Annotated in this window: 14 protein-coding genes and 1 pseudogene; 3 read left to right on the top strand and 12 right to left on the bottom strand. The window is 42.9% G+C overall.

Features of this window, described 5'->3' with window-relative positions:
* Positions 1-120: 120 nt before the first annotated feature.
* A complete protein-coding gene (locus ACSBOP_RS21030) occupies positions 121-1,482 on the top strand; it encodes an MFS transporter (protein WP_442602432.1) in 1,362 nt (453 codons plus the stop codon).
* A gap of 26 nt (positions 1,483-1,508) precedes the next feature.
* Here the strand turns inward: ACSBOP_RS21030 and ACSBOP_RS21035 are convergent, their stop codons facing one another.
* Both ACSBOP_RS21035 and ACSBOP_RS21040 read right to left on the bottom strand, forming a co-directional pair.
* Positions 1,509-2,132, bottom strand: coding sequence for a class I SAM-dependent methyltransferase (locus tag ACSBOP_RS21035; RefSeq protein ID WP_442602433.1), 624 nt, complete (start codon positions 2,130-2,132; stop codon positions 1,509-1,511).
* A gap of 113 nt (positions 2,133-2,245) precedes the next feature.
* The gene (locus ACSBOP_RS21040; RefSeq protein WP_442602434.1) at positions 2,246-2,536 is read right to left on the bottom strand and encodes an alpha/beta-type small acid-soluble spore protein; all 291 of its coding nucleotides are present in this window, start codon (positions 2,534-2,536) and stop codon (positions 2,246-2,248) included.
* A 144-nt stretch (positions 2,537-2,680) separates the two neighbouring features.
* On the opposite strand from ACSBOP_RS21040, the gene ACSBOP_RS21045 reads away from it, so the two are divergent.
* Both ACSBOP_RS21045 and ACSBOP_RS21050 read left to right on the top strand, forming a co-directional pair.
* Positions 2,681-3,514 (top strand): MerR family transcriptional regulator, encoded by an 834-nt coding sequence (locus ACSBOP_RS21045; RefSeq protein ID WP_442602435.1) that lies wholly within the window; start codon positions 2,681-2,683, stop codon positions 3,512-3,514.
* Positions 3,515-3,587: 73 nt separating this feature from the next.
* Positions 3,588-4,616 (top strand): NAD(P)H-dependent amine dehydrogenase family protein, encoded by a 1,029-nt coding sequence (locus ACSBOP_RS21050; RefSeq protein WP_442602436.1) that lies wholly within the window; start codon positions 3,588-3,590, stop codon positions 4,614-4,616.
* Positions 4,617-4,663: 47 nt separating this feature from the next.
* On the opposite strand, the gene ACSBOP_RS21055 is transcribed toward ACSBOP_RS21050, so the two are convergent.
* The 10 genes and pseudogenes from ACSBOP_RS21055 to ACSBOP_RS21100 form a co-directional block, all read right to left on the bottom strand.
* Complete coding sequence (locus ACSBOP_RS21055) at positions 4,664-5,839, bottom strand: DUF4272 domain-containing protein (protein ID WP_442602437.1); 1,176 nt, start codon at positions 5,837-5,839, stop codon at positions 4,664-4,666.
* A 21-nt stretch (positions 5,840-5,860) separates the two neighbouring features.
* Positions 5,861-6,421 carry an NADAR family protein gene (locus tag ACSBOP_RS21060; RefSeq protein ID WP_442604551.1) on the bottom strand — a complete coding sequence of 187 codons (561 nt, stop codon included), beginning with the start codon at positions 6,419-6,421 and terminating at the stop codon, positions 5,861-5,863.
* Positions 6,421-7,311 (bottom strand): NUDIX hydrolase, encoded by an 891-nt coding sequence (locus tag ACSBOP_RS21065; protein ID WP_442602438.1) that lies wholly within the window; start codon positions 7,309-7,311, stop codon positions 6,421-6,423. Before ACSBOP_RS21065 ends, ACSBOP_RS21060 begins: the two co-directional genes overlap by 1 nt.
* A 236-nt stretch (positions 7,312-7,547) precedes the next feature.
* A complete protein-coding gene (locus ACSBOP_RS21070; RefSeq protein WP_442602439.1) occupies positions 7,548-8,687 on the bottom strand; it encodes an efflux RND transporter periplasmic adaptor subunit in 1,140 nt (379 codons plus the stop codon).
* Positions 8,688-8,707: 20 nt separating this feature from the next.
* The gene (locus ACSBOP_RS21075; protein WP_442604552.1) at positions 8,708-9,541 is read right to left on the bottom strand and encodes a carbohydrate ABC transporter permease; all 834 of its coding nucleotides are present in this window, start codon (positions 9,539-9,541) and stop codon (positions 8,708-8,710) included.
* A 55-nt stretch (positions 9,542-9,596) separates the two neighbouring features.
* Positions 9,597-10,490 (bottom strand): carbohydrate ABC transporter permease, encoded by an 894-nt coding sequence (locus ACSBOP_RS21080; RefSeq protein ID WP_442602440.1) that lies wholly within the window; start codon positions 10,488-10,490, stop codon positions 9,597-9,599.
* Positions 10,491-10,504: 14 nt separating this feature from the next.
* On the bottom strand, positions 10,505-11,911 hold the full coding sequence (locus tag ACSBOP_RS21085) for an ABC transporter substrate-binding protein (RefSeq protein WP_442602441.1): 1,407 nt from the start codon (positions 11,909-11,911) through the stop codon (positions 10,505-10,507).
* 161 nt (positions 11,912-12,072) lie between these two features.
* Positions 12,073-13,437 carry an ABC transporter substrate-binding protein gene (locus ACSBOP_RS21090; RefSeq protein WP_442602442.1) on the bottom strand — a complete coding sequence of 455 codons (1,365 nt, stop codon included), beginning with the start codon at positions 13,435-13,437 and terminating at the stop codon, positions 12,073-12,075.
* A gap of 77 nt (positions 13,438-13,514) precedes the next feature.
* A pseudogene (locus tag ACSBOP_RS21095) lies at positions 13,515-14,159 on the bottom strand (polysaccharide deacetylase family protein); the annotation flags it as partial.
* Positions 14,160-14,379: 220 nt separating this feature from the next.
* Complete coding sequence (locus ACSBOP_RS21100) at positions 14,380-15,096, bottom strand: N-acetylmuramoyl-L-alanine amidase family protein (protein ID WP_442602443.1); 717 nt, start codon at positions 15,094-15,096, stop codon at positions 14,380-14,382.
* Positions 15,097-15,201: the final 105 nt, after the last annotated feature.

Raw genomic sequence — 15,201 nt, forward strand, 5'->3', positions numbered from 1 at the left:
GTTATAAACAACTAACTTTTAGACAACTATACAATGTTGTATGACTCATCTTTGGGTTGCTCATGAAAGCGCTGCATTTTAAAACATCATTAGACGGGAACAACAAAGGAGAAGATGTGCGTGAAGGAAACTCAGGAATATAATATTAAGAAAGCAGTGCCTATCACCCTGCTATTATTTCTATTATGTTTGATCATTGACAATTCGTTTAAGATTATTTCTGTTGATATGGCAAAGGATTTCAACATCTCAGCGACAACAGTTAGCTTGCAAGCCACCCTAGCTGGCCTTGTGATTGGAATTGGGGCGGTGGTTTACGCAGCTTTGGCGGATTCCATTAGTATCCGAAAACTTTTTATCGTGGGTATCATTTTAATATGTGTCGGTTCAATCATGGGATACATTTTTCAACAATCGTTTTTGTTAGTTGTTATCTCACGCATTATCCAAACGGCAGGTTTAGCATCAGCTGAAACCTTATATGTGATATTTGTAACCAAACATTTACCGGCAAATGAACAAAAGAAATTTTTAGGATTAAGTACAAGCAGTTTTGCTCTTTCGCAGCTTATAGGAACATTAACTGGAGGTTACGTTTCTACGTACTTCCATTGGACAACTCTGTTTTTACTTTCTTTAGTGACCTTGGTTACCCTTCCTTTTATTGTAAAATATCTTCCTAAGGAAGAAGCGAAAAACAGTAAAATAGATGTATTAGGATTATTTCTCGTGGGAACCATTTCAGCAGCCCTAATCCTGTATATTAACGATTTCAATTGGGTTTACCTTCTCTTATTTGTTGCTGCAATTACATTGTTCCTTATTTATATTTCTAAGAACTCAAAAGCATTTATTGGAATATCATTCTTTAAGAATAAACAGTTTATCTCATTGCTTGGTGTTGCTTTTGTCATTTACTCTGTACAGTTAGCGTATATTTTCTTATTTCCATTCTTACTTGAAAAGATATATGGTATGAAGCTCGATACCATTTCACTATTAATGATTCCAGGCTTTGTAGGAGCTACGATCGTCGGGGCTCTTTCTGGAAAAATTGCAAAGTTTCTGGGAAGCAAACAATGTATTACAATTGCTATGTCTTGTATTGTAGTCAGCTTACTATTAGGCGCATTCTTTATACAAACTTCTGTTGTCGTATTCGTGATATCCATGGTGTTATTCAATAGTTCGTTTGCATTCATGTATGCACCATTACTTGATTCTTGCATTCGCACGATTGATAAAGCAAAAACAGGAACAGCAGTCGGATTTTATAATTTAACACTGAATGTCGCAATGTCAATCGGTATTGCCTATACAGCAGCCATGATGGACCATTCCGCCATGCGAAATAGCTTCCTAGGGTTTACGAGCAATTCCGATGCTTCCATGTTTAGTAATATCCTATTCATTCTTGTACTCATTGCCCTTGTCAGTTTATCTCTGTACGGGGTATTGGTTGGACGAAAATCGACTAAATAGCTAAACGAAAAACACTAAGTTGATTCTTAGTGTTTTTTTATTTCCTCCTGCGTTGGTTTTACCCAAATGAGTTTTACCATGTCAAACCAATAGCTTTCCATTTTACTTATCGATAATTTGGATGCCTGAAGCAAATCTGGGTAATTTCTTGTATGATGACAACCGATGTATCGATACAAAAGCGGATCCAGTAGTTTCTGAGCCGCAAGAATCCCCCAATTCGAGCTAATTCCATGTTCCAAAAGCAAAATTTGTCCATCAGGCTTGCACCACCGATGAAGTTTATTTAACACTTCTAACGGATCCCCATAGCAACAAAAGGACAAGGTCGAAACGATTGTATCAAACGAATGATCATCAAACCCAAGCTCATCAATATCGGATAAAATAAAATCGACTTGAAGACGAGTTCCTTTTGCCGCTTCTTGGGCTTTCTTCAGCATCTCCCCACTAAAATCGGTAGCAGTTACCTTCACTTCTGGTGGATAGAAGGGGAAATTCGCGCCCGCTCCTACTGCCAGTTCAAGCACATGCCCCCTCGCATCCTGCAGCAATTTTTGACGCCATTGTGGGAGAGACTTTCCTTCTTTTCTGTTCTCGTACTTTATCGCTTGCTTGTCGAATATGCTTACGAGCTTTTCTTTTTTCATCTCAATCACGTCCTCAGGTGTATTCCATTTCTATTTACCTTCAGGCATGACTTCCTCCAAATCGCCTTCGATTAGTATTTTAATCGTACATTCAGATTCATTAGTTTTCAATATCATTTTTCAGACTGATCTTGATTGGCTAACCGTTCTTGGGCAAGACGAATCATTTCACGCACCATCGAACCGCCAATTTTGCCGCCGACCTGTCCTACCGATTCTGTGGTCAGTTGGCCGTTTCCTTCAGGCTGCAGCGGTACGCCGAGGTCTTTTGCCACTTCGAATTTCACGTCATCGGGTCGATTGGGGTTAACGGCATAGCCTTCGTTTTTCATCACATCTGCTTTAAAAGCTTGCATCGCCTGTTCTGCCCCTGGCACCACATATTTTCGATTTCTTCTTGCCATCTGATTCGCTCCCTCGATGTCTTTTTTCAATAATTTGCCCGAACACCTGATAATCATCCTCGCCTTATCTTTCTCGATTGATTAATGAATCAAAACTCATTACGATTGACTTATGACAATGACATTGGAGAGGGCACAATCGTTATGAATAAACTATCGATCGGCCGAATGGCAGAACTAAATCACACCTCTGTGCAGACGCTGCGCTATTATGCCAAGCTGGGGCTGTTACACCCTGAGTATGTAGATGAGAATACCGGTTACCGCTATTACAGTATCAAGCAATGTGCCAGACTGGATATGATCAACTATATGAAATATTTAGGCATGTCACTGGACAATATCAAGACTTGGTTCGATACCGAAAATGTAGCGTCTATTCCCGATATGCTGCGGCAGCAAGCCGTCCTTATTGATCATAAAATGAAGGAACTGGATCAGATGAAGAAAGCGATCCAAGTCAGCATTAACAATTACGATACATACATGAGCACTCCAGGGAATGGGCATATCGTTCTACAGCGTATTCCTGCGCGCAAAATTTATTGTTATGACAGCAGCGTCAATATTTATGAAAATACGCTTGAAACGTACGAATATATATTGCGGGAGCTGCGCACCCAGGCGATTGTTAACCACCTGCCCATGGCTTACTTTTGCAATGTCGGCTCTATTATCCGGCAGAGTACGATTGAACAGGGGCTGTTTATATCGACGGAAGTGTTTTTGTTTGTGGATCATGACTTAGGGATGCAGTCAGGTGTGGAGATTATCCCTGAGCACGACTACTTGTGCATATACTGCGACAGCTTCTTTCATGAGCGGGAATATGCGGGTAAATTGTTCGATTATGTGAAGGAACACGGCTACGAGGTGATTGGCGATTACATTTGTGAAGTGGTCGTGGAACTGCCGGTATTTCATCATGACGAGCGGAATATGTTTATGAAGTTGCAAGTTCCGATCAAAAGGGATTGACTCTATAGTTGCTATAGACTTTATGATAAGGGCATAGCTTGTGAAGAAAATAACAATGTAGGAGGTTGTCCAAATGAAAGAAAGAATTAGAGTCATTCAATACGGCTGCGGTAAGATGGGACAGGTTTTTCTCAGATATTTACATGAAAAAGGTGCGGAAATCGTAGGGGCGATTGATCTCAACCCGAACGTTGTCGGCAAAGATGTAGGTGAAGTGGCAGGCTTAGGCCTGAAATTGAATGTTCCTGTTCGCACTGACGCCGAGCAAGTATTCAAGGAATGTGACGCTGACGTATGTATCATTTCAACGACTAGCTTATTGACGGATACGTATAACGCCTTTGAGTTGGCTGCTCGTCATGGTGTGAACGCGATAAGCACATGTGAAGAAGCGTTCTATCCTTGGACAACCTCTCCAGCGCTGACTAACCGCCTGGATCGACTTGCCAAAGAGAATAATTGCACCTTGACCGGATCAGGGTATCAAGATGTGTTCTGGGGTAATCTGATTACGGTATTGGCAGGAGCTACGCATCAGATTACTAGAATTGAAGGCGTGTCCAGCTATAACGTCGAAGAGTACGGCATCGCACTTGCGGAAGTTCACGGAGCAGGCTTGACGCTAAAGGAATTTGAAGAGAAGATTGCCAGCAACAACGATCTTCCATCCTTTATGAGAAACGCTAACGAATGGTTGTGTTCGCAGTTCGGATGGACCATTAAATCGATGGATCAACAACTGATTCCAATGACGCATAATAAAGATCTTTACTCCACTACACTCGGGAAAACGATTCCTGCTGGAGATGCGACAGGCATGTCCGCAGTCGTCACAACAGTTACCCATCAAGGGCCGGTCATCGTGACGGAATGTATCGGTAAAGTGTATGCGGAGGACGAAGTGGATCACAACGACTGGATTATTAAAGGCGAGCCGAAGACTGAGGTCAACATCGCTTGCCCGGCAACGGTAGAGCTTACTTGTGCAACAGTCGTCAACCGTATTCCTGATTTGCTTCAGGCACCGGCTGGCTTCTACACATCCGAGAAGATGGCTCCTTCCCAATACCGCACATATCCACTTCATTACTATGTAAAATAAATGAACATTAGTTTGAAGGCGACAGCTCACAGCTGTCGCCTTTTTCGCTAGGTATCCATCGAGATATCATCCCATTCTTCATTCCGATGACCCATCAACCAGAACAATCCTCTGCGTCTTTCCATTACGATGCTTTCAATCATACCAGCTGGAGCTTCTTGTCCTTGGACTCGACTATTGACACATGCCCAATGAAGTCTATAAATTTTATCGGCCTCATCCACCATTTCTTCCTTGCTTCGCATCACAGTCTTGAGATAGAACTCTTCAAACGTATCGCAGCTGGAGACGACTTTGATCGCATAGTTGCTGTCGCATACCTCAACTGGAAGTTCGAGTGTATCAACCAGACCCAACGCCCAGATTAGCGCCCAGTACGCTTCATATTGCCAGGAAACATTGACCGCATCTTGCACCTTTGGTTCTTCGTCCTGCAATAATTTGCTTTCGTTCTCAGTCAGATACTCTTCCACACCAAATCTTTGCAGCATGTTTATGACAAAGTCTTTGGATTCATGAAGATCGTTGCCTTGCGCCACATCGCATGCGTACTGGATGACGATTAGTAAAGCGACAGCTCTTCTAGCGATAAATTCCTGCGATTTAAATTCACATTGCGTTAATGAAGGAAGCTGAGGCAGTGAATCAATAAATGGGATGCCATGCTCTTTTAAATAAACGATTGTCTTGTCTTTTCTTTGCTCGCCTTCCTCGGATGTGATCTCATCTCCCATTACCTTTCTTGTGCAGGCATGAGGTCTGAAGTTAGACGGTCCTGATTTCCCATCGGGATATACAATGACAAGTCCTTCTTGATCAAGCAAAATACCATTCGGCAAAAAGCCGATTCCTCCTATTTGGGACAGCAGCTCTGTAAACAACTGCAGCTTCCCTTCGTTTATATCCTTCTCCGTCTCGATAGCAATCATCGTATTCAAGACGGATATTTGCGTCATGACCAACCCTTTAAGGTTCTCGTCTTCAAAAGGAATTCTGTCATAGAAACCCATCATCCCAGGAATATTCTTATCAAAATAATCAGGATCCGTATCCTCGGAAGCGACTCTTATCGAGATTTTGTGTCTATTGAACAGTCCTTTGGACTTGACGAAATATTCATTTTCGTTTTTCTTGATTTCATAACCTTTGGCAAAAACGTCTGATATCCTGTTTTCGATATCATCCATGTCGTTCTTGGAAGCAAATATAGTGAAGAATCTCAAAATCATTTCCCCCTTGGAATATTACTCTCCGTCTCTGTCTAACAACTGGTCTCGCACTTCAGTCAGCGCGAAGCCCAGCAGATTTCTTCCCCGCCATTTGGTCGGATTCTCCGCGTCCGGATTGGATTTTCCCATCCCGATCCCCCAAATACGATCACGCGGGCTTGCTTCCACCAAGATCCGATTTTTCGTTACTTTTAGGACATCCCAAAGCTCCGGATTTTGTGAAAACTTTTCGAGGTTGCCGCGTTTTACAATGTCATAGCAATTATGCTCCCACATTTCCTTGTCAAAGTTCCTTACAGCTCGCCCAAATGCTTTCATCTCTTTCGGATGCTTGGCTCTCATAATTTCCGCGAGCATCTCGTCGTCATGGAACAGCCGCGCTTTCTCTGCCATCATAAACTGTTCGGTGCAAGAATAGAACTCACCTTCTACAGTAAAACCGCACTTCCACCACTGGCTGAAACAACTTTGGTTGATACTGCCATCAGCAGGGGGCGTATGTCCCCAGAAAAATAAATACTTGAATTTCTGCCCCGCATTGTGTGCTTTTCGTAAATCTACTAGATTGTAAATCATCATAATCCCTCCCAACTTCTACGGTACAATCGCGAAGGGCGATGCCCGGCGTTCTCCGTGTAATGATCCGTCTCCTCTACAAGATGTGTCACCTTTCGGCGGAAGGCGGCTTTCAGCAACTCCCTGTCCAGAATTACTTCATATACCTGCTGCAATTCTGTCAGTGTGAACAGCTTTGGCATCAGATGCAGCGCAATGTCCGTATACTCCACCTTCCCCCTCATGCGCTCGATGGCACAGGCAATGATCTTAGCGTGGTCAAACGCCAATCCCTCATTAGATACAATGCGATATTCTGTGGTATAAGCCGTATCCGTTGACTTCATGGTGCGCTCCACCACAGCGACCAGTGATATATCCCCGCACACAAGCTTCAACTCATACTGCAGGGTCTTGATATACCCATTATCCAGCAGCTCTTTCGACTCCCTCAGCAGTCGGTAAGTAACCTGGAACCATGCTGCATGATCAGCGTCATCTCCCGCTTCCACTTGTACCTTGCTGCTGTCAATCAGCGCCATATACGAACAGCTCATGACCCAAGTCCGCGGATCGCGTCCGGGTTCACTAAACGTGTACAGCTGCTCCAAATAAACGTTGTCCACGCCTGTTTCTTCCTGCAGTTCCCTCCGCGCCGCCTGTTCCGTCGTCTCTGTAGGACGAACAAAACCGCCAGGCAATGCCCATTTCCCAAGATACGGATGCCCGCCACGCTGAATGAGCAGTAAGCGTAATTCTTTCTCCGGGAGCTTGCGGTAATTATTCTCCTCTGTATCCATAACCGTGAAAATGACCATATCCGTTGCCACCGACGGGCGTTCATAATCCCCTGCGCGGTATTGCGCTAAAAATTCTCTCTCGGTCAATCCATTACGATCCAGCAATTCCATTCAAACACCCCCTTGTTAGTAATTATTAGTTATTATCTATTTGTTACTAACAAAATACGCGACTGATTATGTTTTGTCAAGCGCTTTTCCATTATACGGATCGAAGCTAGCTATCCCTTTTATTGAACGCCACTCACAAACAAGAGACCAACCAGTAAACTCTGGTTGACCTCATAATACGAAGATGGCTTAGTTTGCCATATCTGCAACAAAGATAAGCTTTCTATTTGGCAGCACTAATGGACTCGAATCTTGTCTCCCTCCTGCAATGGATCGCTGCTCTCGAGTACGATTTGTTCCTGCTCGAATAAACCCTGGGTTACGGCTGATTGCGTTTCATTCAAATCTATGATTGTAATGTATCGTTTGCGAACGTAAAAAGCATTGCCGAGAGGCCCGTTTCTTTCCTCAATGCCAAATACGTACTTTTTATTTCCCTCATCGTGAATTGCTTTATTGGGTACTAGAATCACATCTTCCATCTTTCTAGTCAACTCGACCGCGGCCCGCTCCCCTCCCTGCAAAGCATCGCCTTGAATCGCAACGATCAGTCGCTTCATTGCAGTGTACTTCGTTTGGCTGGCGCCTTCGCCTGTTTGAGTGAGGAGCTCTGCATCCTGAATTTCTTCAATACGACCTTCGACTTGCTTGGCATTGCTACCGCTCAATTGAACATCCAGCTTAGCTCCTTTTTCTAGAAGACCAATAGCATCGGCAGGAGCAAGAAACTCGAAATCAAAGCCAAGACTCTGGTTGGCAATAATGACATCAGGGGCTCCTCCAGTTGAACCCAGCCCCTCCACCGCACCCACTTTCTTTACGATTCCGTCAAAAGGTGCAGCCAATGTGCCATTTGCCGACAAATCCTCCTGCAGTTTTTGAATTCTACGCTGTAGAACATCCTTATCGATTGAGCTAACCTTTATAGCGTTTCTAGCGCTTTCGATGCTCTTCTCATCCCCATTATGATAAATCTCAATATAATTATTCTCCAGCTCTTTAATAGAAATGTTTAACTTATCAAGAGCGGCCTTCTCATCCAGTATCTGATATTGAACAGCCTTCGTGTCGTATACGACCAGCGCCTGTCCTTTCTTGACTAGCTCCCCTACCTTGACTTTGACCTGCTTGACTTTCCCTCCCGCAGCGCCCGTTAAGGCCGATTCCATACGCCATTTCACAGTCCCGCCGCCTTGAAATGTATGAACAAGCTCGCCCCGATCCGCCGTTATTAACGCCACTTTGGGTAAAGTTAATGACTTCAGCGTATTGCTGAACAGGGTAAATCCGATCAACAGTCCGATAAACAAGCCGAAAAGGATGCGAATTTTCCGTTTGCGTCCATTTAACGCTTGACCGGTAGGCTGAATTTCCATTAAAATCCCCCCGTAATTGACTATCCTTTAATTCCCGATAATTGAATACCTTCGACAAAATAAGATTCCGCATATAAAAACAACAGCACCATCGGTGTCATATACAGAACAGAAGCAGCAAAAGCGATGCCCCTTGCCCCTTCATTAATGCTCGACAAATACAGAGATAATGGCTGCTTGAATGCATCCTCCAGAAATATGAGCGGCTGCTCGACCATATTCCAATTGTCAACAAACAGCAATACGACAAGCGCTGCGATCCCCGGCTGAATAAGCGGAACCAAAATTTGATAAAAAATTCTCAAATGTCCGGCCCCATCTATTTTGGCCGCTTCGATATACGAATTCGGAATATGCAACATGAACTGTCTGAGCATAAAGACGCCAAAGGCGCTGAATATCCCTGGTAATATGATGGCGGGAGTTGTGTTCATAAGCCCCAGCTTATCTGCGATAATATAATTTGGCACCAAAGTAACTTGAAACGGCATGAGCATGGTCATCAGATAAATGACAAACAGTTTGTCCCGCCCCCAAAATTGAAGCTTGGCAAACGCATACGCAGCCAAAGACGCGACCAGCACTTGCCCCACTATAATCGGTACGACCATAAACACTGAATTCCAGAACATTTGGAGGAATACAGGCTTATGAAACAATACCTCTATATATTGACTGAATGACACCCAGTCGGGAATCAGCTTTAAATTGATAAATTGGTCCTTCTCCCCTGCCGCAATATCGACCATTTGGCCAATGAGATGATAGTTATAGCCTATCTCAGCTTCCGTCATAAAGGAGTTGGTAAATGTGACGACTACAGGGAATAGCATCACCGCAGCTAACCCTCCCATAATCAGCGTCAGCGCAAGCTTACGGAATACAGTCAATCTTCTCACCGCCTCTACCTTATTCCATGAAATTCCGAAAGCGACGTTCGATAGCAAGCAGGACCGTCACAAAAACAAGAATACAGCCTACCATTAAGACTGCAGCCGCTGTCAGCTTCTGAACATCGACCGCCATAAACATATTGTTCATGTAATGCTGCAGCATATAAATACGATCATGCGGATATCCGCCAGCAATCAAATACGTTTCACGGAACACTTTGAACGAATTAATAATGGATATCAGAATGACAAAAAACATCGTCGGGGTTAAATAAACAAGCGTAATATGAAACCATTTATGAAATTTGCCCGCCCCTTCGATATCCGCCGTCTCATAGTAGTCCTTCGGAATATTTTGTAGACCAGCCAAAAATAAAATAATGTTGTATCCGATATTTTTCCATATATATACGATTATTAACACACCCATCGACCAATCTGATTTCATCCAATCGATCCGCTCCAAATTCAAGTTCTGCAGCCACGCATTTAATGTGCCATTCCAATCGAACAAGATTTGCCACAGCATCACAATGGATGCGACAGGTACCACAAGCGGCAATACAAAAGCGGTCTGCAGCCAATTGCGGATAAACAATTTTTGATTCAGCAACTGCGCAAACAGCAAAGACAAAGCTATAATGAGAGGAACGCTCACACTGGTAAATAGAAAGGTGTTCGATGCCGCTTTGCGAAAGGAATCACTCGCCTGCAGTGCCATGTAATTGTCCAGGCCGACAAATGAACCGTCAACCGTACGATCCTGAAACGAATAAAGAAATCCCATGGCAAACGGAATAAGATAAAACAAGGCAAAGCCAATCAGGCTTGGTGCCAGAAAGAGGGCTGCCACAGCCCAATCCTTTCGCAGCAGCCTGATCAGCTTATCCCAATAACGCTTGTCTGTCATGTTCATACCACTTCCTATTCATTCAGAACAGTCGTCACTCTATTCTGAATTAGCTTTGCTACTTCTTCGGGTGATTTCTGTCCAGTGAAATAGGCTTTGGAATCTTTCAATAGAATCTCTTCGATTTTGGAGGGCTTGAACTCAACTGGATATTTCAAGCCGGTAATAAACTTCTCCAGATCGTCGATATCCTTTTGAGTAATGTCGAACTCTTTGCCTTTCGTAGCCCCTTCGGGTTGATTAGACATCACTTTTCCCTTTTTTAATACATCTTGAGCAACCTTCTTGTATGTAGCTTTATTTAATGAGAAACCGGAGCTGCCTGCTTGATCTTGCATCTCATCAGACAACATAAATTTTACGAAGTCCCATGCTTCATGTTTTACAGATGACCTCTCATTGATGCCAATCGTTTTGTATGTTCTGAAAAATCCGCCTGCCTCCTGCCCGCTTGCATTCGGTCTGGAGTAGAACTTTGACTTGTAAGGTTTCTTTAAAAAATCAGTATTCCTTAACTCACGAATATAAGTTTGGGGTGAGTTAATAAACTCATTATAAAAAATTCCTCCATAATCTTCTCTTATCATCTTCTCATCAAACATCAACTTTACATCCTTGAGTAATTTGATAAAGGCAGCAGAATCGAAATTAGCCTTCTTGCTCTCCAGATTTACGAACGTCGCATACTGACCATTAACCAGGTCTTTTATCATATTTTCAGGCGCGACTCCACCTAATGCGAATTGATTGCCGCCTGCTTTCTTGGCGATTTCCTTGGCTTTGTCGGTAAACTGTTCCCAATTCCAATTACTATCGTCGATCTTTACACCGCTTTTCTCAATTACGGTCTCATTCCCCATCAGACCAGAAATAAAAAATCCCATCGGCATTCCATAAATTCCGCCGTTTACCTTGATCCCGTCCAGAACGTTACTATAGTATTGCTCTTTCTTAAAACTAGGGTCCTTATCGATCATATTTCCTATGTTGGCCAGCAGATTTTTTTTGACATAATCCCCTGATGGCAATTGATCCATCTGAATCAGATCAGGCCCTTTACCGGATAACATGGCCGCGTTTATTGTTTTTTTAAACTTTTCCGAATCAGCTTCTGTAATGTTGTCACCTTTTTGGTCGATATATTGAAGATCAATTGTGATATTAGGATGCTTAGCTTCATATCTTTTCTTGGCTTCTAAAAAGAAATCGTCAGAAAAATAGGTCGAAAATACAATTGTTTTCTTCTCCGTGCTGTTTTTCATCCCAGACGTTTCTCCATTAGGTGGTGTTGTACCTGCCTCGTTCTTCACCTGCTCGGTGTTTGATGTCTGCGCTCCCCCCGCATTGCCGCCAGCAGGGGCGCCGCAAGCAGAAACCATGACCATGATAAACATGAACAAGATTGATATAGCTTTTCTCATTGTTTTTTCTTCCTCCCCATCATCTATCTCTCCGCGATCATCCCGCAGCGTTACTCCATCAGTATAGTGCGGAGATATATGAGGAGTTAGATAGACTTGTATAGAAGTTGTAAAATTTAAAAAAAGAGCCGTTACGGCTCTATCCTTGCGCAACAGGCTCCTTATTCATTCAAATAGCTCATTATCCGGTTCTGCATGAGCTTAGCGGTGGCTTCGGCAGATTTCTGGCCAGTGAAGAATGCTTTCGCTTCCTCTGTGATGATTGTTGAAAGCTTGTTGTGTTCGTCATTGTATCCATAATTTCTTAAACGCGCCTCAGATACCATTCCCTTGAATGGTTGAAGATTCTCTTCGGATGCTTCAATGGCTTTGCCGGCCTTAGGATCGCTAACGACTCCTTTCTTCACTAAATCTTTAATCGCTTTATCATTGACCGCCTTATTTATAGAAATACCGGTTTGCTCCGGGAAGGACTGCATCTCTTCCGACATTAAGAACTTCATGAAATTCCACGCTTCCCCTTTGACCGTAGAATTTGCATTCATCGCTAGCTCTCTGGTCGCGCTAAAGGATACACCTGAATGTTGGTCGGCTGAATGCGGCTTTTGGTAGATTTTTCCATTATTATAATATAATCCAAGACGGAGAAGGTAATCCGAAGGGGAGGTGATTATAGAATAAGTGAAATTGGTTTTTTTCGAATCAACGAATTCCGACTTTATCACTTTGTTGTCATACAATGATTTCACTTGCTTAAGCAAATCTGTAAAAAACGCGGAGTCAAAAGATGCGGTTCGCCCATTGACCAACTTGGCATAATTGTCGGATACAAGGTTATTTAACAGCAGCTCCGGGGGCCAATTTCCCATGGAGACGGAATGCCCTCCCTTATTAGCCAACTCTTTGCTTATTTCTGCAAACTCGCTCCATGTCCAATTCTTATCATCGATGGTGACACCAGCATTCTCGATATTTGCAGCATCCCCAAACAAAGCTTCCATGTAAAACTGTAAAGGAAGGGTATAAATGCCGTCATTCATTCGGGAATTTTCAACAATATTCATTTGGTACAGGCTAGGATCAAAAGTTTTATCCCTCTTTATTAGCTCCTCTAAATTAACGAAAGCTTTTTTGTTAACATACTTATCAATGGGCAGGGGGATGGTCGAAACAGCATATAAATCCGCTCCCTTACCTGATAAAACCTCCGTAGTGATCTGTTTGATATATCTTTCCACTTCAGCAGGTTTCATCGTTGCCCCCTCAGTAGGAAACTCCTTGAACTGAATCGTCGTATTCGGATGCTGGGCTTCATATTTCTGCTTCGCTTGTAGGTAAAAACCGTCCACTGCAAGCATAGATACAACAACGGTTTTCTTGCCGCCCTTCGTTTCATCAAGCGGCATTCCTTCTTCAATGGGCGCAGCGACGTTGTTAGTATTCATTTTGTTTCTATTATCTTGATTGTTGCTGCTGGTACTAGTACCCTTACAAGCTGTCAAACCTACCGCAAATACAAAACTCATACATATAATGATCATCCTTTTCATTGTAAAACCAACTCCCCCTTCGAATTTATTATGATTATTTCAGCGTGATACGATTACAGACGTGTGTCATTTTGGAAATTAAGATAGAAATGGTCAGCGTCATTATATACACCAAACTCATATCCTTTTTCCTTATAAAATGCGATTATTTTTGGAAGTGCTTGTAAGGTTTGCGATTTTTCATGCATGAGAATGACTTCTCTGTCAGTTGTAGTTTGCTTTTTAATATTTTCTACAATTTGGTTTGGATCTTTTAACGTCCAGTCCTTAGAATCAATTGTCCAATCCCAAATTTTAATTCCAGCTTTTATAATTTGATTGCGAATCTGTTGACTTTTCAATCCTGGTGCTGAACCATAAGGTGGGCGAACCAACTTAGGATTTGTACCTGTAATATCCTGAATAAGAGACAATGCTTCATTCATCTCTGATACAAACTGTCCGTTATCGTATAACTTTTTGGAATTATGCGTCATACTATGAGCTCCTACATAATGGCCTTCTTTTGTGGCTCGTTTGACATTTTTTTGCAAATCGGTTTTTTGCAAATTATTTCCCTGCATAAAAAATGTTGCATGTATATCTTGCTCTTTTAATAAATCTAAGAATTGATCCGTTAATGTAGTAGGGCCATCATCAAATGTTAGATAAACAACTTTGCCCATAGGCTTTCCATCCGGTCTTTTTTGTTTTGCTGATTGCTTTGCTGGTTGTATGGCACTTTGTATGATACTTTCTTCAGCTATCACTGTGATATCTTCTTGATTGATTCTTTCTGTGGCTACTACTTCTTCTTCAGGAGCAGAAGTGAGTTTCCCTATTAAAAAGATCATCAGGAAAATAGCTGCTAGAATAACACCTAATCTTCTTCTCGCCTTTCTTACCCTTCTTTTTTTATATCACTTCGTAATGTTTTCATTATTTATCTAGCCTTTCTCTATCAGCAAAATACTCTTTGATTCCTTTTACAATGGCCGTAGCCGTTCGATCCTGGTGTCTATCGCTGAGCATATTCGTTTCATCGCTCCGGTTCGTGAGGAACCCTACCTCCAGCAAAATTGCGAGATTGTTGCTTTGCGTCAGTACCTTCAAGTGTTCCTTTCTCACACCGCGGTCCTTGAACCCTGTAGCCTTCACCAAATACTCGTGCACCTTGCTTGCGAACGGAATACTATCGTCCGCATAATAATACGTTTCGGTGCCAGATACATTGGAATCCGCATATGTGTTCCCATGAATAGAGATGAATGCCTCCGCATTGAGATCGTTTGCGAGTTTGATACGATCCTCCAAATCGACAAAGGTATCGTCCGTACGTGTCATGTACACCTCGAACATCGGCTCCTGCTTGAGCAGGTCGAATACTTTTTTTGACAGCGCTAGCGTGTACGCTCTCTCCCGCTTGCCGCTGGCTCCATCCGCGCCGGGATCCTTGCCTCCATGCCCCGCATCGATCACGATTTTGTAGCGTTGGGGTTGCATTGCCGTGTTCTTGTTCGGTGAAACTGTCAACTCTGCGGAAACCCAGGATGAAATTAGCTCATATTTCGACCAGATCATTCCCACCAAAGCAACGATAATTACCAACAATATCGCTTGGCGGCGTCTAAGCTGTTTTCTGCTTTTCCTTTTCATGCTGTCTCCTTACTCCGATTGATCGGCGAATGCTGATGTCTTCAAATATGCAACCAGTGTAGCAGGCGAATATATGATAAGTTAGATAGACTTGTATTGAAGTTG

The organism is Paenibacillus sp. KN14-4R, from assembly GCF_052180255.1.
In the GTDB taxonomy this organism is placed as follows: domain Bacteria; phylum Bacillota; class Bacilli; order Paenibacillales; family NBRC-103111; genus Paenibacillus_AM.

What these genes read in the sequence shown, in the direction of transcription:
- ACSBOP_RS21035 (WP_442602433.1), bottom strand. Translation starts at nt 2,132, where the DNA reads ATGAAAAAAGAAAAGCTCGTAAGCATATTCGACAAGCAAGCGATAAAG.
- ACSBOP_RS21040 (WP_442602434.1), bottom strand. Translation starts at nt 2,536, where the DNA reads ATGGCAAGAAGAAATCGAAAATATGTGGTGCCAGGGGCAGAACAGGCG.
- ACSBOP_RS21045 (WP_442602435.1), top strand. Translation starts at nt 2,681, where the DNA reads ATGAATAAACTATCGATCGGCCGAATGGCAGAACTAAATCACACCTCT.
- ACSBOP_RS21050 (WP_442602436.1), top strand. Translation starts at nt 3,588, where the DNA reads ATGAAAGAAAGAATTAGAGTCATTCAATACGGCTGCGGTAAGATGGGA.
- ACSBOP_RS21060 (WP_442604551.1), bottom strand. Translation starts at nt 6,421, where the DNA reads ATGATTTACAATCTAGTAGATTTACGAAAAGCACACAATGCGGGGCAG.
- ACSBOP_RS21065 (WP_442602438.1), bottom strand. Translation starts at nt 7,311, where the DNA reads ATGGAATTGCTGGATCGTAATGGATTGACCGAGAGAGAATTTTTAGCG.
- ACSBOP_RS21070 (WP_442602439.1), bottom strand. Translation starts at nt 8,687, where the DNA reads ATGGAAATTCAGCCTACCGGTCAAGCGTTAAATGGACGCAAACGGAAA.
- ACSBOP_RS21075 (WP_442604552.1), bottom strand. Translation starts at nt 9,541, where the DNA reads ATGGGAGGGTTAGCTGCGGTGATGCTATTCCCTGTAGTCGTCACATTT.
- ACSBOP_RS21080 (WP_442602440.1), bottom strand. Translation starts at nt 10,490, where the DNA reads ATGACAGACAAGCGTTATTGGGATAAGCTGATCAGGCTGCTGCGAAAG.
- ACSBOP_RS21085 (WP_442602441.1), bottom strand. Translation starts at nt 11,911, where the DNA reads ATGAGAAAAGCTATATCAATCTTGTTCATGTTTATCATGGTCATGGTT.
- ACSBOP_RS21090 (WP_442602442.1), bottom strand. Translation starts at nt 13,437, where the DNA reads ATGAGTTTTGTATTTGCGGTAGGTTTGACAGCTTGTAAGGGTACTAGT.
- ACSBOP_RS21100 (WP_442602443.1), bottom strand. Translation starts at nt 15,096, where the DNA reads ATGAAAAGGAAAAGCAGAAAACAGCTTAGACGCCGCCAAGCGATATTG.